Consider the following 23,514-nt stretch of genomic DNA (forward strand, 5'->3'; position numbering starts at 1 on the left):
GCCATGAAGGCGCACCTGAGGGAACGGCAGGCCTCTGAATAGCGTCCTCCGGACTGGAGATCCCAACGAGACGCAACACTTTTCCGATGGCACGAACAATAGGCCGCATATTTATCCTCGACACCCCACAAGCTACGCTATTTTTAACGGATGAATGCAAACCATGAATCGACCTCTGTCCGCAGGCCAGGTAAGTGGAGCAGCCTGTTTGTTTTGAGCCTGATCTCAGGCGTGTTCTTTCAACAGACGGCAACCGGATGGGCTCAGGCCCCTGCCGCGAAGCCAGGGCCCGATGTGATTGTGTTCAGTAATGGCGATCAGTTGACCGGAACGCTGGAGAACGCGACTGGGAATTCGTTTGTCTTCAAAAGCGATATCGTCGGCGAAATCACGGTTACGGCAGACAAGATCAAAGAACTGCACTCTCAGGGCAAGTTTGTCGCTCTGAAGAACGGGGAGAAGGTGACGCGCACCTCGAGGACGCCGGGAGCGATGACCTATGGAGATAATGCGGTGTCGGTCGCCGATACCCCGTCGTCAAGTACGCCAGAGGTAGTGCCGGTGAAGGATCTCGCTGCCCTGATCGACGCTGCGACGTATACGAAGGAGGTCGTAAGTAACCCCGGCCCCTTCTCCAACTGGAGCGGAGCCCTATCTGGCGGCGTGACCCTCGTCGAGTCGTCCTCGACGGGCCAGACGTTCAACGCGGCGGTGAACCTGATACGACTGGTACCTACGGTGGACTTCCTGCCTCCACGGACCCGCGACACGATCGACGTGCTGGAGACCTATGGCAAGATAACCCAACCCACAATTCCGCAGACCAACCCGCCGACGCCGGATTCTGTGGCGAAGACGAACATCTTTCATGCGGACGCCGAGCACGATAAGTACTTCACGCCACGAGTGTATGGTCTCGTTGGAGTGTCCTTCGATCACAACTTCGCACAAGGCCTGAACTTCCAGCAGATCTATGGTGCTGGTATCGGCTGGACGGTGATTAAAACGCCTGTTCAGGAGTTCGATCTAAAGGCCGATCTGCACTATGAAAGACAAAACTTCGTGCCCCCCACAGCCAGTACAGACCTGATCGGATCGAGCTTTACCGAACTCTACCATCGCAATCTTCCCGCGAAGATTGTCTTTACTGAGAGCGGTACGTTTATTCCATCGTGGAACGATCCCAGCATCTACTCCGCCGTCTTTGCAGCCGGTCTCCAGATACCGACGTACAAGAGGTTCAGCCTGAACCTGGATGTGCTGGATAACTATCTCAGCAATCCGGCCTTTGGCTACAAGAACAACAGCTTCCAGTTTGTGACTGGCGTTGTTTACACACTCAAGTAGTCGTATCAAAACATGAGAAGCGGTCTCGATTCGGTTGATCGAGACCGCTCTATTTTTGCTGCGCGCGATCTTCGGCTTACGGCGTTGGGGAACCGAGGATCTGGGTGACCGGGCCGGGAAGCTCTTTATCGGCGTTCTTCAAGAGCAGGCTGACCTGCCACATCTGCGTGTCTGACAGGATGTGCTTGTACGACGGCATGCCCGAGAGGCGGATGCCGTTGGCCACCTTCCAATAGGTCTCGCCGGCCTCGTCGTCGCTCACGCCGACAACGCCCTCACGATGGCTCTTCCAAAGCTGTGGAGCTGTCGGGAACATATGCTTTGCAAAGCCGGCATCATGACCCGGCGTGCCATGACAGCTGGCACACTGTGCGCGATACACGTGAGCGCCTGACTCAAATACATCCTCACTGATGCCGAATGGCGCGGTTTTGGACTCGCGCTCGATGCGCGCACCCAGTGGAAGCGAGACGATCTGCTTCTCAAATGGAAGCGGCGAGTCAGTAACGGCAACCGGGAGCGGGCCGAACTTGAGGTAGGCAAACAATCCAGCGGCAACGGTAACAATACCGAGAAGAAAGCCGAGAAACAGTTTGCCGAAGCCGCCGCTGCTGCTTTTTTTCGCCATCGTGGGGGAAACTCCTTGGGGTAGGGGCCGTTGGGGGGCGGCGGATGTTCTAATAAGGGATGCCCGCATGGTGTTCCAGCAGGCGGGTCTCACGTTCCACAATAGCAAAGCCAAGCTTGTGCAGGAGTAATCGTTGATGTTCGGTTTCAGGTCGAGTGTGAAGTGCGTAGCAGGAGTGTTGCTGGCGGGTTTTATGGCCAGCGGAGCAGTAGCGGTACAAGCCCAGGTAACGCATCGGACCCGGCGGGAGTCAAGCGCCAACCGCAAAGCCCGCATTGCGAGGACAATCGCCGAGACCTACAGCCATCGGTGGGAAGTTGGCGGCGGCGGCGGGTATCTGCGGTTTAAGCCTGGTTCGATACTGCAGAAGAATAACGAAGTGACCTTCTGGATGACGGGGACCTACTTCCTCAATCCAAAGCTGGGCATTATCGGCGATGTTCGCGGAGCCTATGGGAACGCAAAGATTGGGAACAACACCAGCTCTCCGGACGGCGGCCCTCCGGTGTTTCTACCGTTCAATCCGCAGATCTCGGAGTACCCGTTCATGGGCGGCGTGGCGTACCGGGTGTATGCGAAAGAGAAGATCGCAGTCAGCGTCACTGGCGAAGGCGGAGCGGTGCTGGGCAAGTTTGACGGCGGGGCGAAGGGCTTTCAGTCCAAGGATCTTGGCGTCTGGCAGTCCACGACGAAGCCGGCCTTCAGCCTCGGAGCCAACTTCGACTACAACCTCTTTCCCAACCTCGCCTTTCGGATAACTCCAACCTACGTTGGAACCTTCTTCCGGCTCGATCCGGAAGACACAACGCACGGACCAGCCGGGACGATTCAGAACAACTTCGGGGTCAACGTTGGCTTCGTGTATCGGTTCGGAAAAATAAAGTAAGAATCGCCGTGAGCTGAAGCGGGTGCTGCGAGGATCTTCGCCGCACCCGTTTTGACGTTTGGGAACAAGTGCGATCGCACACGTAAAATACTAGGCGCAGGCGGTGACACATTGCGACCGTCTGTGGGAGGCAGTTCGTAATGGCGACGATCAAGCAGGATGACTTTATCCGAAGTGTGGCGGATGCGCTTCAGTACATCAGCTTCTACCATCCGGTGGACTACATTACGAACCTCGCTCGGGCCTACGAGATGGAGCAGAGTCACGCCGCGAAGGATGCAATGGCACAGATTCTCATCAACTCGCGCATGTGTGCCGAGGGCCATCGGCCGATCTGCCAGGACACCGGAATTGTCACGGCATTCGTGAAGGTGGGAATGGAGGTCAAGTGGGAGCCCGGCATCGGCGGCATGATGAACCTGCAGGAGATGGTCGATGAGGGCGTGCGCGAGGCGTGGCGTAACGCCGACAACGTGTTGCGGCCAAGCATCTTGGAAGACCCGGCATTCACGCGGAGGAACACAGGGGACAACACTCCTGCGATGGTGGTCGTGGAGCTGGTCGAGGGCGGCGAGGTGGATGTCACAGTCGCCTCAAAGGGCGGCGGTTCGGAGGCAAAGAGCAAATTTGCCATGCTGAATCCATCGGACTCGATTGTCGATTGGGTGGTCAAGACCGTGCCGACGATGGGCGCGGGTTGGTGTCCTCCGGGGATGCTGGGGATTGGCATCGGAGGGACCGCGGAGAAGGCGATGGTGATGGCGAAAGAGTCGCTGATGGACCCCATCGACATGCAGGAGCTGATCGCACGCGGAGCGAAGACGAAGATTGAAGAGTTGCGCATCGAACTGTATGAGAAGGTCAACCGGCTGGGCATCGGAGCGCAGGGGCTGGGCGGACTGACGACCGTGCTCGACGTGAAGATTATGGACTTCCCAACCCATGCAGCGAATCTTCCCATCGCGATGATCCCAAACTGCGCGGCAACCCGGCATCTGCACTTTCATCTCGATGGCTCCGGTCCCGTCATGGTCGATCCGCCGAAGCTGGATGCATGGCCAAAGCTCGAGTACGACGTACACACTGCGCGTCGAGTGGACCTGAATACCGTGACGCATGAGGATGTGAAGACCTGGAAACCGGGAGAGGTGATTCTGCTCTCGGGCAAGCTCCTGACTGGCCGCGACGCCGCGCACAAGCGCATGACTGACATGCTGAAGCGGGGCGAGAAGCTGCCGGTGGACTTCAAAAACCGGTTTATCTACTACGTGGGGCCTGTGGAAGCGGTGCGCGATGAAGCCGTAGGGCCTGCAGGACCGACGACGGCGACACGCATGGACAAGTTCACCCGGCAGATGCTCGCGGAGACTGGCTTGCTCGGAATGATCGGCAAAGCCGAGCGTGGCCCAGCAGGAATCGATGCGATTCGCGAGTTCGAGGCGGTGTATCTGATTGCGATTGGCGGAGCAGCTTATCTAGTGTCGAAGGCGATCAAAAGCTCAAAGGTCCTCGCGTTCGCGGACCTCGGCATGGAGGCCATCTACGAGTTCGAAGTACAAGACATGCCCGTGACTGTAGCCGTCGACACCAAAGGGACCAGCGTACACACAACCGGCCCCGAAGAGTGGTCGCGCAGAATCGCTGGAATTCCGATTCTGCAGTAGCTGCCTGCGACAGGAGTATCTAATTAAAACGATGATGGTTAAGCTGGTTTTGGGCTTATCAGAATTGGGTGGTCTACATGAAAAAGAAGGCTCCTCGAACCCTTGATCTTGACCGGGAAGTGATCGCCGTCTCGCAAGTTGAACGCGCGGGTGAAAAATCCGCTTCAGCAGAACAGACGAGTGCACCGACCCAGAACACGGTAAGCAGGATTATTAGAATCGATGCGAAGCCCGAATCGATCACGATTGATACTGCAAAGACTGCGGTGATCGTCGTGGACATGCAGAACGATTTCGGAAGTATCGAAGGGATGTTTGACCGAGCCGGAATCGATATCTCGATGATTCAAAGGGCAGTGGCGCCGACGGCCCGTGTGCTTGCGGCTGCCCGGAAGGCAGACATCAGGATCATTTATTTGAAGATGGCATTTCGGCCCGATCTTTCGGACATGGGGCTTCGCGACTCGCCGAATTGGAGAGACCACGAGCGGATGGGTGTCGGGACGGCAGTTCACGCGCCGAACGGTACGGAGAGCCGGATTCTGGTCCGGGACACCTGGAACACAGACATAGTCAGCGATCTCAAGCCGGCACCTGCCGACACGCTAATCTACAAGCACCGGTTCAGTGGCTTTTATCAGACCGATCTGGACTCTAAGCTGAAGAGTCTGGGAGCGCGCTATCTCATCTTTACCGGGTGCACGACGAGCGTGTGCGTGGAGTCCACGATCCGCGACGCGATGTTCCGAGACTACTCGCCCCTGCTGCTGGCGGATTGCACCGGTGAGCCTATAGGCTACGGCCTGCCAAGAGGCAATCACGAAGCATCTTTGTTGCTCATTGAAACGATATTGGGTTGGGTATCCAGTTCGGAGCAATTCATCAAAGCTCTCGAATCACCTGCCCAATCAGCATAGACGGTGCACGCCGCAGTGCAGTCGACGATTTCCGGATGAGTGGTCGGGAGACGCCGACGGTAGCTGGAACCTGTCTCCTGGAGTCAAAGAGAAATATTGTGTCATGGCGTCCGATAGGCGGCCATGAGCACACGTCACTCGATGAGGTCAGGGAGGAGTCGTCCGATGAAAATTCACATATCCTTAGGTGTTATCGGTGGTTTGTTTTCGATAGCGATGCTTTCGATGGCGCAGACACCAGACGCCGCGGCGCGGGCTGCGGTCGACGCTGGAAATCAGGCCTGGGTCGATGGAGTGAAGACCGAGGACATCAAACGTATTATTGCAACCTATGCCGAAGACGCCGTCGATTGTGGACCGGCAGGAGAATGTATTCGCGGACGGGAGCAGATCGAGCGAAAGATGACAACGCAACTTGCGGCTCGTGGACGGGCGCGCTCTGCTACGGTGAAGACGCAGGGGGCCACAGAGCAAGGAAGCTTTATCTATGAATGGGGCCAGGCCGAGGCTACGTTCAGCGGGGGCAAAGATCTGGTCGAGAAGTATCTAACGGTTTGGCAAAAACAACCAGATGGCACATGGAAGATCTTCCGCAACATGGTCATTCCCGATAAATGAAGCATGATCCAGCGAAGCGCTGGGCTGTGTTGCAGAATCGGGCGAGACTTGCAGATTAGCTGATGCGGGAGGGGTGTTCGGCAGGGGGCAGCGGCTTCTTTTTGCGGCTGAGCACGAAGCTGCGGCGTTTGCGGCGTTTGTCGGAGGCGTGGTCGATCTTCTTCCAGAAACCGATGAAGTAGTCGATGGCGGAGATGATGGAGACGATCGTCATCCAGTAGATGGCCGTGACCGCGATGAAGTGAACGCCGACGATGTAGCCGCCCCAGTTCCAGTAATCCCAGCGGTGGGCAAGGATGGCGGCCACGACCGAGACGATCTGGATAACTGTCTTCAGCTTGCCGATCTCGCTGGCCTCAATCGTGAAGCCTTCGGTGGCAGCGATGCTGCGCAGGCCGGAGACAAGGAACTCACGACCGATCACAAGGATGGCGATCCAGGGCTTCACGATGCCGGGGGTGTAGGCGATCAGGATGATGTAGGCCGCCGTGATCATGAGCTTGTCCGCGAGCGGGTCGAGCAGAATACCCGTGGTGGTGATCTGCTGGCGGCGGCGGGCGAGATAGCCGTCCAAACCATCGGTAATGCTGGCCAGGATGAAGACGATGCTGGCGATGATCTCCTGCTCGCCGCCACGCAAACCCGTAGCGCCATGCCCGCCCGTGAAAGGAAATACGGGCGACAGTATCCAGATAAGCAGCGGGATACATGCGATACGGCTCATCGTGATGGAGTTAGGCAGATTCATCGGACGATCGTTAGATGCGTGCCACGCAGGCGGAACGCGGCACCAACAATAGCATTCTGACACAGTGACATAGACGCAGGTTTAAGAAGTCTGACTTGGGTTGGACGCAAGGAAAGGTGGGTGGTTTGATCGAACGATTGGCGAATGCCGTAACCAGTAACAGCCATCAAAAATAAATATGAAAAACGTGGCGCATTTTTCAACGCCAAAATAAGCGGTGTCGAATCACCACATTTACCACGCAAAACACCACGTTTTCACCATCAAAAAACCACATTTTCTCCACCCAATTTCCCAAAACCCCCTCCGAAAACCCAGCAAAACATCAAAAACCGCCCCCGAAGTCCCCTCAAAAAAAATCCGCAAAAATACCCGACCGAGACCGCCAAAATACGTCACCAAGGTGCCGTCAGACGCGAGGACTCCGAAAAGACGAAATACAGGAGTCCTTATCAGAAGACGGTGCGGCGAGGAAGGAGACACTAACCGAACGAGGCAGCCTTTCAGGCTGCCTCATTGTTGCGTGTGATTAAGTTGCGTTTGTTCAATTTAGGCGTAGATACCGCGTTGCTTCGTGGTGTAGGCAACACGATCGATTGCCAGCATGTAGGCAGCGATCCGGTTGTTGACGTTGTGGTTCCGGGCGTAGTTCACAACATCGCAGAAGCTCTCCTTCATGATGTTGTCGAGGCGTTGATTGACCTCGTCCTCCGTCCAGAAGTAACCCATGCGGTCCTGCACCCACTCAAAGTAGCTGGTGGTAACGCCACCGGCGTTGGCAAGGATGTCGGGAATAATGAATACTCGCTTGTCCGCGAGGATCTCGTCAGCGACGGTAGTGGTGGGGCCGTTCGCGCCCTCGCAGAGGATCTTGCAGCGGATGCGGTCGGCGTTCTTGCTGGTAATGACGTTTTCGGTGGCTGCTGGAATGAGAATCTCGCAGTTGTAAGTAAGGAGCTCGTGCTTGTCGACGGCCTCAGCCTCGGTGAAGCCGGTGATGGTTCCGGTCTTCTGGCGATGCTGAATAAGTGCGTGGATGTCGATGCCATTGGCGTTGTAAAGAGCGCCGTCATACTCGGCGATGCCGGTGACGGTGTAGCCCTTTTGCGCGAGGAGCTTAGCGGAGTTGGAGCCGACGTTGCCGAAACCCTGAACAATGACGCGGCAGCCATCGATGGACATGCCGAGGTGCTTCATAGCCTCGTCGCAGACAACGGAGACACCGCGGCCGGTGGCTTCTTTGCGGCCACGGGAGCCGCCGATGTTAACGGGCTTGCCGGTGACGACGGCAGTGACGGTCTGGCGCATGTGCATGGAGTAGGTATCCATGATCCAGGCCATGGTCTGTTCGTCCGTGCCCATATCGGGGGCGGGGACGTCTTTTTCGGGTCCGAGGAACTCGATGAGTTCAGCGGTGTAACGTCGGGTCATGCGCTCGAGTTCACCTTGGGACATCTTCTTGGGGTCGCAGATGACGCCGCCTTTGGCTCCGCCGAAGGGGATGTTGACGACGGCGCACTTCCAGGTCATCCATGAGGCGAGGGCGCGGACTTCGTCGAGGGAGACGTCGGGGGAGTAGCGGATGCCGCCTTTGGCGGGGCCGCGGGCCACCGAATGCTGCACGCGGTAGCCGGTGAAGACTTCGATGGAGCCGTCGTCCATGCCGACGGGGATGTGGACGATGAGTTCGCGGGCGGGGTAACGGAGAACCTTCCAGATGCCTTGATCGAGGTTAAGCTTTTGTGCTGCGAAGTCGAATCGAGCGGCCTGGGCTTCCCAGGGGTTTGTCTCCTGCTCGAGTGTGAGGGTCTGCATTGTGACGTTCCTTTTTTCTGTTGCTGGTATCAGCGATTCTCCGGCCATCGTGTGCCTCCGCTAGAAGCAAGGATACAGCTTGTGCCAGACCGGTCGGTGGCCAAACTCGAGGAGTATAGGCGTGTGGAACGACGATGTGCAATGAGACCGATGGGGGAGTAGCCAGCTTGACATAATGGGTCAAAAATGGGCTAAAAAGTCCCTCCGACAGGCACATTTATGATGGAAGTGCCATGTCTTCTATTGACTCTGATTCCCTTCCCTCCGCTCGTGAATTTTTGAAGTTAACCCGCGACCACTCGCTTGTGCCGGTTTACCGGACCATTACGGCAGATCTGGAGACTCCGGTGTCGGCGTTTCTGCGCATTGCGTCGGAGGAGCCGGAGGCGTTTCTGCTGGAGTCGGTCGAGGGCGGCAAGCATGTGGGTCGCTATACCTTTATCGGCGTGCAGCCGTACAAGAAGATGGTGTCGCGGGGTACGCAGATTACGGTGCGTGAGGGGCGGAAGGAGCGCACGTTTGAGGGGGACATCTTTGAAGAGTTGAAGCGGGCGTTGAGTGGGCATACTCCGGCGAAGCTGCCGGGGCTGCCTCCGTTTACTGCTGGTGCGGTGGGTTTTTTTGCGTATGACGTGGTGCGGCAGATCGAGAAGCTGCCTTCGCTGGCTAAGGATGAGCTTGGGGTTCCCGATGCTTGTCTGATGTTTTTTGATCAGGTGCTGGCGTTCGACCATGTGAAGAAGGAGATTCACTTGATGGTGACGGCGGACCTCACGCGGGAAGATCGCGAAGGTGCGTATGAGCGTGCGGTCAGGCGGCTGAATAAGTTGGAGAGGCGGTTGGCGGACGCTCTTCCGCTGCAGAGGAAGAAGAAGCCGCTGGGCAAACTGAAGGTTACGGCTCGTACTCCTAAAGCGACGTATCTGAAGGGTGTTGAGAAGACGAAGGAGTACATCGCCTCGGGGGACGTGTTTCAGTGTGTGCTATCGCAGAGATTCGATTGCGAGCCGGGGGTGGAGGCGTTTGAGGTGTATCGGGCGCTGCGGATTGTGAACCCTTCGCCGTATATGTATTTTCTGCGATTTGGACTGGAGGATGAGGTGAAGAAGCCCAAGTCTGCGAAGAAGAGACGCAAGGTCGCAGGTTCTCAGGCGCATATTGTGGGGTCTTCGCCGGAGCTGCTGGTGCGGGTGCATGGGCGTGAGGTGGAGTATCGGCCGATCGCGGGGACGCGGCCACGGAGCGCGGATGAGGTGGAAGATCAGGCGATGGAGGCCGATCTGCGTGCGGATGAGAAGGAGGTAGCGGAGCACATTATGCTGGTCGACCTGGGGCGGAACGATGTTGGGCGGGTGAGCGAGTTCGGGTCCGTGAAGGTGAAGGATCTGATGTTCGTCGAGCGGTACAGCCATGTGATGCATATGGTGAGTTCGCTTGAGGGTAGGCTGCGACCGGAGTTGGGTGCGGTGGATGCGTTTCGTGCGTGCTTCCCTGCCGGGACGCTGAGTGGTGCGCCGAAGATTCGTGCGATGGAGATTATTGAGGAGTTGGAGCCGGCTCGGCGAGGGGTGTATGGCGGGAGTGTGCTGTATGCGGACTTCAGCGGGAATCTGGATTCTTGTATTGCGATTCGGACGCTGTATATGAATGGGGAGCGGGGGCACTTTCAGGCGGGTGGGGGAATTGTGGCGGATTCGGTGCCGGAGAAGGAGTTTGAGGAGTCGGTGAATAAGGCAAGGGCGGTAGTGCGGGCGATTGAGCGGGCGCGGGGTGTTTAGATAGGCGACTCGTAAATACCAATCAGCAGTGGTCCCTCTATTCGAAGCTATCGGCTACCATCGAGAGGAACGTCGAACGAGGAATTCTGAGTAAAAATGGCTTTAAGAATTATCCCAGTGCTTCTAACATGCGGCCCTCTGGTGCTTACAGTTTTTGTATGGGCGAGGCTTTACACACGACGTAGGTTTGGATGGCCTAAGCCTGTAGTCATGGCAGCGCTTGGCATAGCGAGTGCAAACGCAGCATATGCCGCTTTTGTCTATCTTTACTATTCCCTAAAACCTAGTCAGTCGCTCCCGCCTTGGAAAGATCCAGAGACACTGGACTTGGCTCTGTTGTTTCTAACGGCTCCGATTGGCATCATCGTGACTATCGTCGCCGCTGCAAAAGGAGCCCAGAAGTGGTTGATTGTCGCTCTAATAATTGCTTTGGCGACGCTATCGCTCGTTGGCATGCTTGAAGGAATTTCAGTGTAGCTTCGGACTTTCAGTGGGCCACGTATTTAGACGAGCGGGGCGTAGAATTTAATACGATATGGTCTTTGTTCTGGATAACTACGATTCGTTTACTTACAACCTGGTGCAGTATATGGGTGAGCTTGGGGCCGAGATGGTGATTCGGCGCAACGATGAACTGACGCCGAAGGAGGTTGAGGCGCTGCGGCCGGAGAGGATCCTGATCTCGCCGGGGCCTTGTACGCCGCAGGATGCGGGGATCAGCATGGAGCTGATCAAGCACTTCGCCGCGCTGGGGGAGGCGGGTGGGCCGAGGGTGCCGATCCTTGGGGTGTGCCTGGGGCATCAGGCGATCGGGGCGGCGTTTGGGGGCAATGTGATTCGTGCGCCGAAGCTGATGCATGGCAAGACGAGCGAGATTGAGCATGATGGGAAGACCATCTTTGCGGGGATTCCGACGTCGATGACGTGTACGCGGTACCACTCGCTGATTGTGTCGGATGAGGGGTTGCCGGAGGAACTGGAGGTGTCGGCGCGGACGGCTGATGAGGAGACGATTATGGCGCTGCGCCATCGCGAATTGCCGATTGAAGGAGTGCAGTTTCATCCCGAGAGTGTGCTGACTGTGCACGGCAAAGAGATCATTCAGAATTTTTTGAAGATGTAGGACGGGGTTGTGATGGTGCGTCGGGTAATTCTTGTGTTCGCGATGGGTTGTGGACTGGGGCGAGCGCAACAGGCGATCGGCACGGTTGGGGTGCAGGATGCGACGATTGCAGGGGCGCTCGAGGTAAGTAATGGGCGGGCGGTGCTGGTGGGGAATACGACCGTTACGGCGAGGGATAAGACGGCTGAGGTTGAGCTGAAGCGCGGCGGGTCGGTGAAGGTGTGCGCGACGAGTGGTCTGCATGTGACTTCCGGGCAGAGTGCTGCTGGCGTGACGCCAGCGTTGATGCTGGCGCTGGATCGCGGGGCAATTGAGGTGAAGATGGCGGCGACGACCAGGGACGTGGTGATGACGCCGGATCTTCGGTTCAGCTTGAAGGGGGATGGGCCGCTCGATCTGCAGCTGCGGGTAACGAAGAATGGCGATACGTGCGTTGAGAATCGTGGGGCGCAGGCACCGGTGTTGAATGTTGCCGATCCGTTTGGCGATGGGACGTATGAGCTGAGGGCGGGGCAGCATGTGTTGTTTGAACATGCGAGCTTGAAAGAGGTGGTGGATCATGAGAACTCTTCGTGCGGGTGTCCGCCGGAGCAGCCGACGATGACGGTGGCGGATGCGCTTTTGAGTGGCGGGGCTCCGGGTTCGGGTGATGCAGCGAAGACGGCTGCTGAGGCGCACCCCTTCCCTGCCGCAGTGAGCGCTGGATTGGCTCCCGCTGCTGTGCCTCCACAGGCTCCTGAGGGAGCTTTGCATGAGCAGGTTTCAGCGACGCTGAGTTCGAGTGGTGGCGCGGATAGCCTGGCTGAGCCTGCTGCGGCTCCCAAGGCCGATGCGACTGCCGCGACGACAACCGTAAATGCGGCGGCTCCCTCTGCGACGCCGCAGAAACATGGCTTTGGGCACGCGATAGGGCGGTTTTTCAAGCGCATCTTTGGTGGCGGATGAGTGTGGGGGTTGAGGCGCGGTTTCGGGTGGATGGTGAGAGCGGAAGACAGCTCGCTGAGCTACAATTAAAGGGTTGTGGGCCTTCCGGCAGGGATGCTTGTGCCCCGCAACGACAATCTTCCAAATAGCTGAATTCAGCACAGATTAGAGGTTTTCTTTATGTCGATTCCCGCAACGCAGATGCGCCCGGGCATGGTTATCAAGTTCAAGGACGATCTTCACCTTGTGTTTTCGGTCGAACACCGTACGCCTGGCAATCTTCGGGCCTTCATTCAGGCCAAGCTGCGCAATGTGCGCACCGGCGCGATGTTCGTTGAGCGCTTCCGCTCGCCCGACCCGATCGACCGCGTGATCGTGGACGAAGTAAAGATGGAGTTTCTGTATAACGACGGCGACGACTACTACTTCATGGACGACAAGTTCGAGCAGACGATGCTGACTCGCGATACGCTGGGCGATGCGGTGGAGTACCTGATGCCGAACCTGTCGATCAGCGTGAGCTTCCATGATGGAAAGGCAGTAGGTATCGAGCTGCCGGGCGTGGTGGAGATGACGGTCGTTGAGACGGAGCCGGGAATCAAGTCGGCAACGGCATCTTCGGTGACCAAGCCTGCGAAGCTTGAGACTGGGCTGGTGGTGCAGGTTCCACCGTTCATCAACGAGGGCGAGAAGATTCGCGTGGATACGGCGGAAGGCGCCTATATGAGCCGCGCGTAGGGATTTGCAGAAAGGAAAGAGAGGTGGAGTCGATCGGGCTCTACCTCTTTTTTGCATTGTGCTGGCTCGTCTTGCATGGGTGGAGTGGCTCTGCGACACTGGATGCTCTATGGTGTGCCATTACCTTGTGAAAGGTCGCGTGCAAGGGGTCGGCTTTCGCTGGTTCGTGCAGCGGGAGGCAGCTGAGATCGGGTTGCGGGGATGGGTTCGCAATACGGATCAGGGTCACGTCGAGGTGCTTGCGGCAGGTGAACCGAGTGAGCTTGTTGAGTTGAAGGATGCGCTGCACAAGGGTTCGCGCGGCAGCCGCGTCGATGCAGTACTGGAAAATGAACTGGCCGAGAGCGAGGGCGCGACGCTCGGGTCATTTGAGATTGAGGGAGCCTGGTAAGAACTGATGACGTTACCGATTAATTGTGAGCCACTGAAAGAGCTTGTCCGGACTGTTCCGGACTTTCCGAAGCCTGGGATTTTGTTCTACGACATCACCACCGTGTTGAAAGACAAGGCAGGATTTGCCACGTTGATCGACGCGTTTGCGCAGTACTACATTGGCAAAGAGATTGACTCAGTGCTGGGGATCGAGGCGCGTGGATTCATCTTTGGACCAGCGCTGGCTTACCGACTGAATGCGGGTTTTGTGCCGGTGCGTAAGCCGAAGAAGCTGCCCGCACCAGTGGCGCGGGTGAACTATGACCTGGAGTATGGCACGGACTCGTTAGAGATTCATCTGGATGCGATCAAACCTGGCGAGCGAGTCGTCATCGTCGACGACCTGCTTGCGACAGGCGGAACGATGGAGGCGACGGTGCGCCTGGTGCGACAACTCGGTGGGGAGATTGCTGGCCTCGGGTTTGCGATCGAACTCGACTTCCTGAAGGGCCGCGAGAAGTTTCAGGAGTATGACGTACTGAGCCTGCTGCACTATGACGAGTAGGCGCGAAAGGTTAAGAACCGTTGTATGTGCCATCGTGGTTTCTGCGTTTCTGGGCCATGCCAGCGCGGAGAGTAATCTGGCGGCGGATAGACTGCACAGTGCGATCATTTTGAACTCAATTGACGACCCGCAGTTGAAGCCGTGGCATCTGAAGCTGAGCTTTCAGTTGTTTGATGTGAAGGGCGTCGCCACGGAAAAAGGCGCCATTGAGGAATGGTGGGGAGGCCCGTCGAGCTTTAAGATCGATTACACGAGCCCTTCTTACACGGCCACTGAGCTTCACACCAAGGATGGCATCTTACGTAGCAGAGGGGCAGTAGTGGCGCCAGCTTTGTTAGAGCTGGCGTTGCGGCAAGTTGTCCACCCGATACAGAGCGCGCAGGATTTTGCCCCATCGAAGCCGACTTTGCAACAACAGGACTTTGGGAACGTTAAAACGGATTGCATCATGCTGGTGCAAGAGGTCAAGAACATCAGTAATCCTCCTCTTGGACTTTTTCCGACATACTGCCTGGATCGCGATAATGACAGGTTGCGCCTTAGCTATGACTTTGGCTCACAGGTTTTATCAAGAGACCGAATTGGTGTCTTTCAGGAACGAAGGGTTGTGAGCGATCAGACGATCTACGAGGGATCGGTCAAGGCAATCACTGCTCATTTAGAAACTTTACAGACGATGACTGTCGTTGCGGGTGATCTTGACCCATCTCCAGATCTGGAGAAAGTCGGAGTAAAACCTGTCTCCATGGAAGGCGTTGTAACTAATGGTCGAAAGATCGGCGGTGACGCGCCCCATTACCCACCGGATTCTAGAAAAAACCACGTCTCGGGATCAGTTGTTCTAGCGGCTCGAATTGGAGGTGACGGACGCATCCATTCTCTGAGGATAATTTCCGCTCCGGCAACAGATCTTGCAGTTGCATCGATTGCCGCTGTTCGTACATGGACCTATACGCCTTATCTTTTGGATGGAAGACCGACAGACATTGAGACACACATCACTGTGAACTTTAATTTTGGATCATAATTAGCGAAAAGGAGCAGGAATGAAGTCTCGTGGATATGCGGTGCATGATAAGAAGTCGCCTCTGGTTCCGTTCAACTTTGAGCGGAGAGAGCCTCGGGCGAATGATGTGGTGGTCGAGATTGCATACTCTGGGATCTGCCACTCGGATATTCATCAGGCGCGGGACGAGTGGGGTGGGTCGATCTACCCGATGGTGCCGGGACATGAGATTGTGGGGCATGTCACTGCGGTTGGCGGCGATGTTAAGAAGTTCAAGGTTGGGGATCTGGCTGCGGTTGGCGTGATCGTCGACTCGTGCAGGGTTTGCGCCAACTGTAAGGCGGGTGAGGAGCAGTACTGCATAAAGGGAGCGGTTGAGACATACAACAAGCGCGACTATGAAGGCGTGGTGATGTATGGCGGATACTCCAACAACATTGTGGTGGATGAGAATTATGTCCATACGGTCTCGCCGAAGCTGAACCTGGCTGCTGTGGCTCCGCTGCTGTGTGCGGGGATTACGACGTACTCGCCTTTGCGCCACTGGAAGGTGGGGAAGAACAGCAAGGTCGGCGTGGTTGGGCTGGGCGGGCTGGGTCACATGGGCTTGAAGTTTGCTCATTCGTTTGGCGCGCATGTGGTGCAGTTCACGACGTCGGAGAACAAGATTGAGGATGCGAAGAAGTTGGGCGCGGACGAGGTTGTCGTGACCAAGGATGCTGGGGCGGTCGCGAAGCATGCGGGGAGCTTCGACTTCATTCTTGATTGTGTGTCGGCACCGCACGACATCAATCAATATCTTGGCCTGCTGAAGCTGAATGGTACGTTGTGCCTGGTGGGGCTGCCTGAGACTCCGCTTAGCGTAGCTCCGTTTTCGATTGTGGCAAATCGGCGGTCGCTCGCTGGGTCGGGAATCGGTGGGATGAAGGAGACGCAGGAGATGCTGGACTACTGCGCCGAACATAACATCGTGTCCGACATTGAACTGACGTCCGTCGACAAACTTGCCGAGGCTTACGAGCGGGTGGTGAAGGCGGATGTGAAGTATCGCTTTGTCATCGACATGGCTACGTTGCCGAAGGGCTAAGCTGTGGTTGCTAGTGGCAGCCGCCGTTGTGATGCGGCCGCTTCGAGCGATTCCGGTGTGAGCTGACATCGAGCTTTGCGAGCGCGCTCTAGACGAAGAGCGTGAATAAAGGTGAATCGATCGAGACTGTCTGGGTGGGGCCGGAGAGTTTGCCGGTTACTGTGTCGCGCTTGAAGACGGTAACATTTGCAGAATCCTGATTGCCGCAGATGAGCCACTCAGCGGTGGGGTCGAGGGTGAAGTGACGCGGAGTTTTGCCGCCGCAGGGGATTCGCTGAACCTCTGTGAGGTTGCCGTCTTTGGCCCTGATTGAAAAGACTACGAGGGAGTCTTCGCCGCGGTTGCTCGCATAGAGGAAGTAGCCGTCGGGGGATATGGCGAGTTCAGCGGCGGTGTTCTTGCTGGCGGGGAAGTCTGCCGCGATGGTTTTGATGGAGAAGTTTGCGTTGACCAACAGACCCTGCGGGGTGTCGCTGTATTGCGTGGCGGTCCAGAGGCAGCGGTCGATCGTCGAGTCAATCTCGTTGATGCAATAGACCCAGCGGCCGTTGGGATGAAAGGCTACGTGGCGTGGACCGCAGCCAGGGCGGTCGTTGGTGAAGAGATGAGGATCGGAGAGCTCGCCAGTCTCGGGGTGGATGTAGAAGACGCAGATGTGATCGGTGCCGAGATCGCAGACCAGAAGAAAGCGGTCGTCGGGAGAGATCGTGACACAGTGGGGGTGGGGGTTGTCTTGACGACTGGAGACGGGGCCGAGGGCGCCGAACTTTTTGTGGTCTTTAAAGTCGAGGCGGCCGACTGGCTGGCTGAGGGTGCCGTCGGGCTGGATACGGTAGGAGGCGATGGCTGAGCCCACGTAGTCCGCGACAAAAGCGGCGTGACCGGTGGAGTCGACCGAGACATATGCAGGTCCTGCACCGCCGGATGGGACCTGACCAGACTGGTGGAGGCTGCCTGAGGTCGGGTCTAACGTGAAGGTGGTAACGGTTGCGGCAGGATCGTTGATGGCGTTGACCGCGTAGACGGAGCGTCGGCCCGGACCGGGGGGTGAGACGGCCAGGAAGGACGGACGCCCGGTGGCCGCGGCGAGGACCGGAGGAGTCAGCTGACCTTTGGTGGGGTCGAAGGTTGATTGGTAGATGCCTTTGCTGACGCCCTTGTTCGTATCGGTTCCGAAGTAGACGTGAACGGGGGTTGGGGGAAGGAGTTTTTTCTTGCGGATTGGCCAGTCGGCTATGGCTCGGGCAGACGCGGCAAAGGCAGAAAACGAGACAATAAATCTTCGGCGCGTAGACATGGACCAAACCCCTGGAAGGTTATGCTGGTTCGCCTGGAAGGTGGATGCCTAGCTCGTCTTCGGCTCGGATGTTCTCGTTGATGACGGGCAGGCTCGGCAAATAATCGGTGCGGCCAGCTTCTTTGACGACGGCGTTGGCGTGCTCCAGAACCTCGTCGACGGTCATGGTGTACATCTCGCGACCGTTGTCGTAACCGGACTGGATTGCGTGCTGAAGATAGCGACCGGCAGCCTGGGCGGCAAGATAGTCGGTGATGACGTGACCGGTGCGGCGCTTCTGCTCGACCCAGGCCAAGTTCGGCATCGCGATCCAGAGAGGACGGCCGTTGACGGCGAAGCGGATGTCGGTGGCGTCGGCGTGGCGGGTGGCGATGGCGACCATAGTCCCCTTCCAGACGCAGTGCAGGTCTTCTCCGGTCCAGCGGTCGGTTATTTTGAAGTCTTCATACATGATTGGTTCTAGATTAGTGCAGGGTGGAGGGTTGAGCAAGGTGCGGCTGGGGCGAAAGGGTTTGTCGGGCACTTTATCTGGGAGTTAGGGAAGGAGATCTTTGGAGATTCCCACATTGGGAATAATATTGCAGGTTACTTTCGTAAGCACTTGAAATTCCTTCTAGCTTATGCCGGTCACCGCGGCTATCCTTTCCTTTATCTTTACGGTGATGGATGAACGTGCGTCGAACAGAGGCAGAAGCCGCTAGTTTAAGGGCGATTTGGACACGTGAACTGTTGGACTCCCAGCCAGAGCTTGAATGCGAAGAACTGGTGCAGCTTGCTGCCTGTATCTGCGGAACTCCAATTGGCTTGGTAACGCTGCTGGATGAGCGGCACCAATGGCATCGTGCGTCCGAGATTCTGAAGATGGGGGAGACTCCGCGCGAGGTCGCATTTTGCGCTCACGCGATTCGGCAGAATGAGCTTTTTGTTGTAAGAGACTCTCTGGCGGATCAGCTGTTTTCAGGTAATCCGCTAGTTACGGGAGAGCCGACGATTCGATTTTTTGCGGGGTTGGGGCTGTTCCGATCGGATGGGGAACCGATGGGGACGTTCTGTGTCGTGGATATGGCTCCGCGTATCTTGAGCGAGGAGCAGGGTCGCACGCTAGAGGTTCTGGGGCGGCAGATCAGTGTGCGGCTGGAGGCAGTGGTGCAGCGCAGGGCGCTGGAGCAGGCGCTGGCAGAAAAGGAGAAGGCGACCGCTGGTTTACGGGCGAGCGAAGAGCTGTTTCGCGCCTTCATGAACGCCAGCCCGTTTCTGAGCTATATCAAGGATGCTGCTGGAAGGCTGCTATTTTATAACCGCAGCTTCGCGCAACGGTTTGGCGTAAGCGAGTACGCGTGGCTAGGACGGACCGATGAGCAGCTGTGGTCGCGGAAGTTGACCAAATCGGTGCGAACGCATGACCTGGAGGTGATGGCCGGAGGCAAGATGGTCGAAACCGAGGAGCATATTCGCAATACGGATGGGACGGTCAGCTCGCTGAGGTCGTTTAAATTTCCTTGTCATGATTCGGCTGGGAACGTTCTCCTGGCGGGGGTCGCGGTAGATGTGTCGGAAGAGGTCGCGCACCACGCGGAGCTGGAACGTTACCATCGTGAGCTCGAGGAGGCCAATGACCAACTTCGTAAGTTGGCTGTGACCGATGAATTAACTGGCCTGAGGAACCGCAGGTCGTTTGAAGAGCGGCTAGTGATGGAGTTTTCAATGGCTCGGCGAAGGAAGCGGGAGCTTTCGGTGCTGTTGATTGACGTCGATGATTTCAAGACGATCAATGATCGCTGGGGACATGCGGCGGGGGATGAGGTTTTGCGGCGGTTAGGCGCGATTCTGCGGACAACGGTGCGGCTGCCGGATTTGCCTGCACGTTATGGCGGTGAAGAGTTTGTGGTGTTGCTGCCCGAAAGCGGCGAAGAGAGCGCCATGGGGCTGGCTCGACGTGTGATGCAAAGGGTTGCAAGTGAAGACTGGGAGAATGAGCCGCTGACTATCAGCGTTGGAATGGCTTCGATGAATGAGTCGCTGGAGAATGGGTTTCAGTTGGTCGAGCTGGCGGATGAGGCCTTGTATGCTGCCAAACGGGCGGGTAAGAATCGCGTGATGGTGCATAGCGGGTAGCGGCTTGTCCTGCCTGATGGGCCCACTGCGCTCGGTCACCCCAAAATCAAGACACGTTTGCAGGACCCTGGTTCGCACAGCCACTTCGCGGGAATGATGCGCCCGACCGATGGCTGGACTTTTAGTTTTGGGGTACAAAAAGCGCACCTAAAAGGTGCGCTTTTTCAGATTGGGAAGGTGTTTATGCTTCCGCGTTTGGATCGCCGGCATCGCCGGGATTCTGCTCTTCCATCTGCTTGGCCAGCTCTTCACGCTTCTTGGTGCGTGCTTCGGCGCGCTTCTGGGCCTTCTCGTTGAGCTCGTGCTCGGCACCGAGGAGCTCGATGTAGGCCATCTCGGCGGCGTCACCCTTGCGGGCTCCGAGGCGTGTGATGCGGAGGTATCCGCCCTGACGTGCGGCGTAACGCGGGGCTACGGTGGCGAAGAGACGGTCGACCGACTCGGGCGTCATGAGATAGGCGGCAGCCTGACGGCGGGCGTGAACGGTGCCGCGCTTGCCGAGGGTGATCATCTTCTCGATGAGCGGCCGAGTGGCCTTGCATTTGGTGATGGTGGTCTCGACGCGGTCCATCAGGATGACGGAGGTGACGAGGTTGCGCAGCATGGCGCGGCGATGGCTGGTGTTGCGGCCTAATTTGTATCCTGCATTGCGGTGACGCATCGGTGATCTCCTTCGACTCGGCTATGGCCGTGAGTCGGTGCTGCTTAGAATATGCGCTCGGTGGAGGCTGGCGCGGGTGAAGCAGCCCCTGATACTTGTGGGCTTGTTGCTACGCGGCTTGCGCTCGCGTTTTCAGGTAAGACTGCGGCGGCGGATCGAACTCCACCGCCGCAGGTCTTGTTAGAAGTTCTCTGGCTCAGTGCCGACGAGGTCGAGGTCTTCGTCCTCATCTTCATCTTCGTCATCGTCGTCATCAAAGTTACCGAAGCTGGCGGCGAGTGTAGCTGCGGGCAGGACGGAGGTGGGTCCGGGCTGCGGGTTGCCGTTCTCGTCGATCTTCATGCCGAGGGACAGGCCCATCTGCGCGAGGATCTCTTTAATCTCATTCAGGGATTTGCGGCCGAAGTTCTTGGTCTTGAGCATCTCGGCTTCGGTCTTCTGGATGAGTTCGCCGATGGTGGCGATGTTGGCGTTCTTGAGGCAGTTGTAGCTGCGGACGGAGAGTTCAAGCTCTTCGACCGAGCGATTGAGGTTCTCATTGCGCATGGCCGGGCCGTCGTGCAGACCGTCGTGACCGGCTTCCATCTCCTCTTCGAAGTTGATGAAGATGGTCATGTGGTCCTTCAGCAGCTTAGCGGAAAGGCCAAGTGCGTCTGCGGGGAGCACGGTGCCGTTGGTCCAGATCTCGATGGTGAGCTTGTCGTAGTCGGTAATCTGACCGAGACGAGCCGCTTCAACGAGGTAGTTGACCTTGCGGACAGGCGAGTGAACGGAGTCGACCGGAATGAAGCCGAGGCCGAGGTCACCGTCGAAGTTCTTGTCAGCTGAGATGTAGCCGCGGCCGCGCTTGAGGCGCATCTCCATGTCGATCTTACCGCCTTCGGAAACGGTGCAGATGTAGACGTTCTTGTCGAGAATCTCGACGTCGCCGTCGGCTTCGATCATGCCGGACGTGATGACGCCGGCCTGGTCGGCGCGGAGGTAAAGAGCCTTGGGACCTTCGCCTGCAAGCTTGAATGGAATCTGCTTGAGATTCAGAATGATGTCGGTCGCATCTTCGACGACGCCGGTGATGGACTGGAACTCGTGTAGGACGCCTTCGATGCGAACAGCGGTGACGGCTGCGCCTTCGATGGAGGACAAAAGGGTGCGGCGGAGCGCGTTGCCGATGGTCGTGCCGAAGCCGCGCTCAAAGGGCTGCGCGGAGAACTTGCCGTATTTTTCGTTGAGTGTTTCGGTGTCGACTGCGAGACGCTTGGGCTTTTGAAAACCTCTCCAAAGCATGTGTTTCTCCTTTTCCGGCTCACTCGCGATGCATTCTGCGAGATGGCGGGGTGTTGCGGTTACGGGTTAGGTTGTGTGCTGCTTTTCGCCAGACCTGATGTCCTGGTCTGGCAAACCTTTTGTTCTTTGTTGACGATTCACGACGCAGCGAAGGAGAAGCAGATTCCTCCGCTGCGCTGCGGAATGACAACAAAAAAGCGGACAATGACGACAGCAGAACTATTTGCTGTAGAGTTCGACGATCAGCTGCTCGTTGACCGGCAGGTTGACGTCTTCGCGCTTCGGCAGAGCAATGACCTTGCCTGAGAGTGTGTCGCGGTTGATGTCGAGCCACTGAACCTGGTTCTGGCCGGCGGCAAAGTTCTTCGCCTCTTCGAGCATGACCAGGGCCTTGGAGCCCTCGCGGATTGCGATCTCGTCGCCGACCTTGACCTGGTAGGAAGGGATGTTGACCTTGCGACCGTTGACCTGGAGGTGACCGTGACGGACGACCTGGCGGGCCTGGCGGCGGCTCATCGCAAAGCCGAGACGATAGGCGACGTTGTCGAGGCGAGTCTCAAGTTGCTGGAGCAGGTAGGCACCAGTGACACCCTGCTTGTTCGAAGCCTTCTGGTAATAGGCGCGGAACTGGGTCTCGAGGGTGAAGTAAATGCGCTTGGCCTTCTGCTTTTCGCGGAGTTGTAGACCGTAGCCGACGACCTTCTTCACTTTTCGAGACTGTCCGTGCTGGCCTGGGGGGAAGTTGCGCTTCTCAACGGGGCATTTTTCGGAGAAGCACTTGGCTCCCTTGAGGAAAAGCTTGGTGCCGTCGCGGCGGCAGAGGCGGCAGACGGGTCCGGTGTAACGTGCCATTTGTATGACTCCTGACTTCGGGTGACGATCGCTTTACGCGCGTGCAGCGCTTCTTCACGATCCGGTTACTTGTTTTGCCTTACTTTGCGGCGGGGTCTTGAAACAAGCTCCCCGCCGCAGTTGGGACAGATGGTATGCATCGCTTGAGCACATAACGAACAAAAGGTGCATTCGTAACTGCAGATGAAGGCCTCTCCGTTTGCATTGAGTGCTGTGTTGCAGCGCTCGCATTCGGGCTTCATCAAAAGTGCCATAGCGTCAGACGCGGCGGCGCTTGGGCGGACGGCAACCGTTGTGCGGCATCGGCGTAACGTCTCGGATGCTGCGGACCTCGATGCCGGTGGTGGCAAGAGCGCGGATCGCGGACTCGCGGCCGGAGCCGGGACCGGAGACGCGGACATCGACCGAACGGACACCGTGGTCACGGGCTGCGTTGGCAGCACCAACGGCGGCCTGCTGGGCGGCAAACGGAGTTCCCTTACGGGAGCCGCGGAAGCCAAGCGAACCGGACGACTTCCAGCTCAGCGTGTTGCCGACCTGGTCGGTGATGGTGACGATGGTGTTGTTGAACGACGCCTGAATGAAGACGAGGCCAAATGGAACGTTCTTCCGCTCGCGCTTCTTAAACTTCTTATTTTTACCGGGCTTTGCTGCACCCTTCGTATTCTGTGTCTTCGCCATGTCTTATTTCGTCGCTTTCTTCTTACCGGCAACGGTTCCCTTGCGTGGGCCTTTGCGGGTGCGAGCGTTGGTGTGGGTGCGCTGGCCACGGACGGGCAGCGAACGACGGTGGCGGAGGCCACGGTAGGACTGAATTTCGATGAGGCGCTTGATGTTGAGCGAGATGTCCTTGCGGAGATCGCCTTCGATCTGGCCCTCGGCTTCGATAACCTGACGGATGCGGTTCAGCGCGTCCTCGTCGAGCGTGCCGACCTTCGCGACGGGATCGACGTCCGCCTTCGCGAGGATCTTGGCGGCGCGAGAGTCGCCGATTCCGAAGATGTAGGTGAGACCGATGCGCGCCTGTTTGTTATTAGGGACATCGACTCCAGCAATACGTGCCATGGGGTTCCTTTTCGGTTGAGCTTC

General features: G+C 57.4%; 26 protein-coding genes. 15 read left to right on the forward strand and 11 right to left on the reverse strand.

Annotation, left to right across the window (positions count from 1 at the left end):
- The first annotated feature begins 213 nt into the window (after window positions 1–213).
- Window positions 214–1,347: a DUF481 domain-containing protein gene (locus RBB82_RS05225; protein ID WP_433974064.1), complete on the forward strand. Its 1,134-nt coding sequence runs from the start codon at window positions 214–216 to the stop codon at window positions 1,345–1,347.
- Window positions 1,348–1,423: 76 nt separating this feature from the next.
- Here RBB82_RS05225 and RBB82_RS05230 read toward each other — a convergent pair whose 3' ends face one another.
- A complete protein-coding gene (locus RBB82_RS05230; protein ID WP_433974065.1) occupies window positions 1,424–1,975 on the reverse strand; it encodes a c-type cytochrome in 552 nt (183 codons plus the stop codon).
- Between the two features lie 136 nt (window positions 1,976–2,111).
- Here RBB82_RS05230 and RBB82_RS05235 point away from each other — a divergent pair, with 136 nt between their 5' ends.
- The 4 genes from RBB82_RS05235 (at window position 2,112) to RBB82_RS05250 (ending at window position 6,060) form a co-directional block, all read left to right on the forward strand.
- On the forward strand, window positions 2,112–2,861 hold the full coding sequence (locus RBB82_RS05235; protein WP_433974066.1) for a hypothetical protein: 750 nt from the start codon (window positions 2,112–2,114) through the stop codon (window positions 2,859–2,861).
- A gap of 140 nt (window positions 2,862–3,001) precedes the next feature.
- Entirely contained in the window at window positions 3,002–4,525 is a 1,524-nt protein-coding gene (locus tag RBB82_RS05240) for a fumarate hydratase (RefSeq protein WP_433974067.1), read from the forward strand.
- A 77-nt stretch (window positions 4,526–4,602) separates the two neighbouring features.
- Window positions 4,603–5,442, forward strand: a complete 840-nt coding sequence (locus tag RBB82_RS05245) for a cysteine hydrolase family protein (protein WP_433974068.1) — start codon at window positions 4,603–4,605, stop codon at window positions 5,440–5,442.
- Window positions 5,443–5,607: 165 nt separating this feature from the next.
- Window positions 5,608–6,060: a YybH family protein gene (locus tag RBB82_RS05250; RefSeq protein WP_433974069.1), complete on the forward strand. Its 453-nt coding sequence runs from the start codon at window positions 5,608–5,610 to the stop codon at window positions 6,058–6,060.
- Window positions 6,061–6,115: 55 nt separating this feature from the next.
- Here RBB82_RS05250 and pgsA read toward each other — a convergent pair whose 3' ends face one another.
- Window positions 6,116–6,808 carry a CDP-diacylglycerol--glycerol-3-phosphate 3-phosphatidyltransferase gene (gene pgsA, locus RBB82_RS05255; RefSeq protein WP_433974070.1) on the reverse strand — a complete coding sequence of 231 codons (693 nt, stop codon included), beginning with the start codon at window positions 6,806–6,808 and terminating at the stop codon, window positions 6,116–6,118.
- Between the two features lie 549 nt (window positions 6,809–7,357).
- Window positions 7,358–8,623 carry a Glu/Leu/Phe/Val family dehydrogenase gene (locus RBB82_RS05260; protein WP_433974071.1) on the reverse strand — a complete coding sequence of 422 codons (1,266 nt, stop codon included), beginning with the start codon at window positions 8,621–8,623 and terminating at the stop codon, window positions 7,358–7,360.
- Window positions 8,624–8,856: 233 nt separating this feature from the next.
- Here RBB82_RS05260 and trpE point away from each other — a divergent pair, with 233 nt between their 5' ends.
- The 9 genes from trpE (at window position 8,857) to RBB82_RS05305 (ending at window position 16,216) form a co-directional block, all read left to right on the forward strand.
- Window positions 8,857–10,401 carry an anthranilate synthase component I gene (trpE, locus tag RBB82_RS05265; RefSeq protein WP_433974072.1) on the forward strand — a complete coding sequence of 515 codons (1,545 nt, stop codon included), beginning with the start codon at window positions 8,857–8,859 and terminating at the stop codon, window positions 10,399–10,401.
- 210 nt (window positions 10,402–10,611) lie between these two features.
- Entirely contained in the window at window positions 10,612–10,878 is a 267-nt protein-coding gene (locus RBB82_RS05270) for a hypothetical protein (protein ID WP_433974073.1), read from the forward strand.
- A gap of 58 nt (window positions 10,879–10,936) precedes the next feature.
- The gene (locus RBB82_RS05275) at window positions 10,937–11,524 is read left to right on the forward strand and encodes an anthranilate synthase component II (protein ID WP_433974074.1); all 588 of its coding nucleotides are present in this window, start codon (window positions 10,937–10,939) and stop codon (window positions 11,522–11,524) included.
- 12 nt (window positions 11,525–11,536) lie between these two features.
- A complete protein-coding gene (locus RBB82_RS05280) occupies window positions 11,537–12,469 on the forward strand; it encodes a nuclease (RefSeq protein ID WP_433974075.1) in 933 nt (310 codons plus the stop codon).
- A 159-nt stretch (window positions 12,470–12,628) separates the two neighbouring features.
- Window positions 12,629–13,186 carry an elongation factor P gene (gene efp / locus RBB82_RS05285; RefSeq protein ID WP_260737031.1) on the forward strand — a complete coding sequence of 186 codons (558 nt, stop codon included), beginning with the start codon at window positions 12,629–12,631 and terminating at the stop codon, window positions 13,184–13,186.
- Between the two features lie 109 nt (window positions 13,187–13,295).
- On the forward strand, window positions 13,296–13,577 hold the full coding sequence (locus RBB82_RS05290) for an acylphosphatase (protein WP_433974076.1): 282 nt from the start codon (window positions 13,296–13,298) through the stop codon (window positions 13,575–13,577).
- A 6-nt stretch (window positions 13,578–13,583) separates the two neighbouring features.
- Window positions 13,584–14,123 (forward strand): adenine phosphoribosyltransferase, encoded by a 540-nt coding sequence (locus tag RBB82_RS05295; protein WP_433974077.1) that lies wholly within the window; start codon window positions 13,584–13,586, stop codon window positions 14,121–14,123.
- A 34-nt stretch (window positions 14,124–14,157) separates the two neighbouring features.
- Window positions 14,158–15,150 carry an energy transducer TonB gene (locus RBB82_RS05300; RefSeq protein WP_433974078.1) on the forward strand — a complete coding sequence of 331 codons (993 nt, stop codon included), beginning with the start codon at window positions 14,158–14,160 and terminating at the stop codon, window positions 15,148–15,150.
- Window positions 15,151–15,169: 19 nt separating this feature from the next.
- Window positions 15,170–16,216: an NAD(P)-dependent alcohol dehydrogenase gene (locus RBB82_RS05305; RefSeq protein WP_433974079.1), complete on the forward strand. Its 1,047-nt coding sequence runs from the start codon at window positions 15,170–15,172 to the stop codon at window positions 16,214–16,216.
- An 88-nt stretch (window positions 16,217–16,304) separates the two neighbouring features.
- Here the strand turns inward: RBB82_RS05305 and RBB82_RS05310 are convergent, their stop codons facing one another.
- Window positions 16,305–17,513, reverse strand: a complete 1,209-nt coding sequence (locus tag RBB82_RS05310; RefSeq protein WP_433974080.1) for a lactonase family protein — start codon at window positions 17,511–17,513, stop codon at window positions 16,305–16,307.
- A gap of 19 nt (window positions 17,514–17,532) precedes the next feature.
- On the reverse strand, window positions 17,533–17,964 hold the full coding sequence (locus RBB82_RS05315; protein ID WP_433974081.1) for a hypothetical protein: 432 nt from the start codon (window positions 17,962–17,964) through the stop codon (window positions 17,533–17,535).
- A gap of 278 nt (window positions 17,965–18,242) precedes the next feature.
- On the opposite strand from RBB82_RS05315, the gene RBB82_RS05320 reads away from it, so the two are divergent.
- A complete protein-coding gene (locus RBB82_RS05320) occupies window positions 18,243–19,628 on the forward strand; it encodes a diguanylate cyclase (protein ID WP_433974082.1) in 1,386 nt (461 codons plus the stop codon).
- 181 nt (window positions 19,629–19,809) lie between these two features.
- Here the strand turns inward: RBB82_RS05320 and rplQ are convergent, their stop codons facing one another.
- From rplQ to rpsM, 6 genes are all read right to left on the reverse strand, one after another.
- Window positions 19,810–20,289 carry a 50S ribosomal protein L17 gene (rplQ, locus tag RBB82_RS05325; RefSeq protein ID WP_433974083.1) on the reverse strand — a complete coding sequence of 160 codons (480 nt, stop codon included), beginning with the start codon at window positions 20,287–20,289 and terminating at the stop codon, window positions 19,810–19,812.
- Window positions 20,290–20,469: 180 nt separating this feature from the next.
- Entirely contained in the window at window positions 20,470–21,573 is a 1,104-nt protein-coding gene (locus tag RBB82_RS05330) for a DNA-directed RNA polymerase subunit alpha (RefSeq protein ID WP_433974084.1), read from the reverse strand.
- A gap of 219 nt (window positions 21,574–21,792) precedes the next feature.
- The gene (rpsD, locus tag RBB82_RS05335; protein WP_433974085.1) at window positions 21,793–22,425 is read right to left on the reverse strand and encodes a 30S ribosomal protein S4; all 633 of its coding nucleotides are present in this window, start codon (window positions 22,423–22,425) and stop codon (window positions 21,793–21,795) included.
- 65 nt (window positions 22,426–22,490) lie between these two features.
- Entirely contained in the window at window positions 22,491–22,679 is a 189-nt protein-coding gene (locus RBB82_RS05340; RefSeq protein ID WP_433974086.1) for a DUF1272 domain-containing protein, read from the reverse strand.
- A gap of 4 nt (window positions 22,680–22,683) precedes the next feature.
- Window positions 22,684–23,106 carry a 30S ribosomal protein S11 gene (gene rpsK / locus RBB82_RS05345; protein WP_179585612.1) on the reverse strand — a complete coding sequence of 141 codons (423 nt, stop codon included), beginning with the start codon at window positions 23,104–23,106 and terminating at the stop codon, window positions 22,684–22,686.
- Window positions 23,107–23,109: 3 nt separating this feature from the next.
- Entirely contained in the window at window positions 23,110–23,490 is a 381-nt protein-coding gene (rpsM, locus tag RBB82_RS05350) for a 30S ribosomal protein S13 (RefSeq protein ID WP_179585614.1), read from the reverse strand.
- Between the last annotated feature and the right edge of the window lie 24 nt (window positions 23,491–23,514).

The sequence above is a fragment of the Tunturiibacter lichenicola genome, from assembly GCF_051013355.1.
Lineage (GTDB): Bacteria > Acidobacteriota > Terriglobia > Terriglobales > Acidobacteriaceae > Edaphobacter > Edaphobacter lichenicola_F.

Excerpts from the sequence above, each read along its gene's own strand:
- RBB82_RS05330 (WP_433974084.1), bottom strand. The coding sequence starts at position 21,573 with ATGCTTTGGAGAGGTTTTCAAAAGCCCAAGCGTCTCGCAGTCGACACC.
- RBB82_RS05250 (WP_433974069.1), top strand. The coding sequence starts at position 5,608 with ATGAAAATTCACATATCCTTAGGTGTTATCGGTGGTTTGTTTTCGATA.
- pgsA (WP_433974070.1), bottom strand. The coding sequence starts at position 6,808 with ATGAATCTGCCTAACTCCATCACGATGAGCCGTATCGCATGTATCCCG.
- RBB82_RS05315 (WP_433974081.1), bottom strand. The coding sequence starts at position 17,964 with ATGTATGAAGACTTCAAAATAACCGACCGCTGGACCGGAGAAGACCTG.
- efp (WP_260737031.1), top strand. The coding sequence starts at position 12,629 with ATGTCGATTCCCGCAACGCAGATGCGCCCGGGCATGGTTATCAAGTTC.
- RBB82_RS05340 (WP_433974086.1), bottom strand. The coding sequence starts at position 22,679 with ATGGCACTTTTGATGAAGCCCGAATGCGAGCGCTGCAACACAGCACTC.
- RBB82_RS05305 (WP_433974079.1), top strand. The coding sequence starts at position 15,170 with ATGAAGTCTCGTGGATATGCGGTGCATGATAAGAAGTCGCCTCTGGTT.
- RBB82_RS05275 (WP_433974074.1), top strand. The coding sequence starts at position 10,937 with ATGGTCTTTGTTCTGGATAACTACGATTCGTTTACTTACAACCTGGTG.
- RBB82_RS05260 (WP_433974071.1), bottom strand. The coding sequence starts at position 8,623 with ATGCAGACCCTCACACTCGAGCAGGAGACAAACCCCTGGGAAGCCCAG.
- RBB82_RS05245 (WP_433974068.1), top strand. The coding sequence starts at position 4,603 with ATGAAAAAGAAGGCTCCTCGAACCCTTGATCTTGACCGGGAAGTGATC.
- rpsD (WP_433974085.1), bottom strand. The coding sequence starts at position 22,425 with ATGGCACGTTACACCGGACCCGTCTGCCGCCTCTGCCGCCGCGACGGC.
- trpE (WP_433974072.1), top strand. The coding sequence starts at position 8,857 with ATGTCTTCTATTGACTCTGATTCCCTTCCCTCCGCTCGTGAATTTTTG.
- rplQ (WP_433974083.1), bottom strand. The coding sequence starts at position 20,289 with ATGCGTCACCGCAATGCAGGATACAAATTAGGCCGCAACACCAGCCAT.
- RBB82_RS05270 (WP_433974073.1), top strand. The coding sequence starts at position 10,612 with ATGGCAGCGCTTGGCATAGCGAGTGCAAACGCAGCATATGCCGCTTTT.
- RBB82_RS05235 (WP_433974066.1), top strand. The coding sequence starts at position 2,112 with ATGTTCGGTTTCAGGTCGAGTGTGAAGTGCGTAGCAGGAGTGTTGCTG.
- RBB82_RS05295 (WP_433974077.1), top strand. The coding sequence starts at position 13,584 with ATGACGTTACCGATTAATTGTGAGCCACTGAAAGAGCTTGTCCGGACT.
- RBB82_RS05240 (WP_433974067.1), top strand. The coding sequence starts at position 3,002 with ATGGCGACGATCAAGCAGGATGACTTTATCCGAAGTGTGGCGGATGCG.
- rpsK (WP_179585612.1), bottom strand. The coding sequence starts at position 23,106 with ATGGCGAAGACACAGAATACGAAGGGTGCAGCAAAGCCCGGTAAAAAT.
- RBB82_RS05290 (WP_433974076.1), top strand. The coding sequence starts at position 13,296 with ATGGTGTGCCATTACCTTGTGAAAGGTCGCGTGCAAGGGGTCGGCTTT.
- rpsM (WP_179585614.1), bottom strand. The coding sequence starts at position 23,490 with ATGGCACGTATTGCTGGAGTCGATGTCCCTAATAACAAACAGGCGCGC.
- RBB82_RS05280 (WP_433974075.1), top strand. The coding sequence starts at position 11,537 with ATGGTGCGTCGGGTAATTCTTGTGTTCGCGATGGGTTGTGGACTGGGG.
- RBB82_RS05230 (WP_433974065.1), bottom strand. The coding sequence starts at position 1,975 with ATGGCGAAAAAAAGCAGCAGCGGCGGCTTCGGCAAACTGTTTCTCGGC.
- RBB82_RS05310 (WP_433974080.1), bottom strand. The coding sequence starts at position 17,513 with ATGTCTACGCGCCGAAGATTTATTGTCTCGTTTTCTGCCTTTGCCGCG.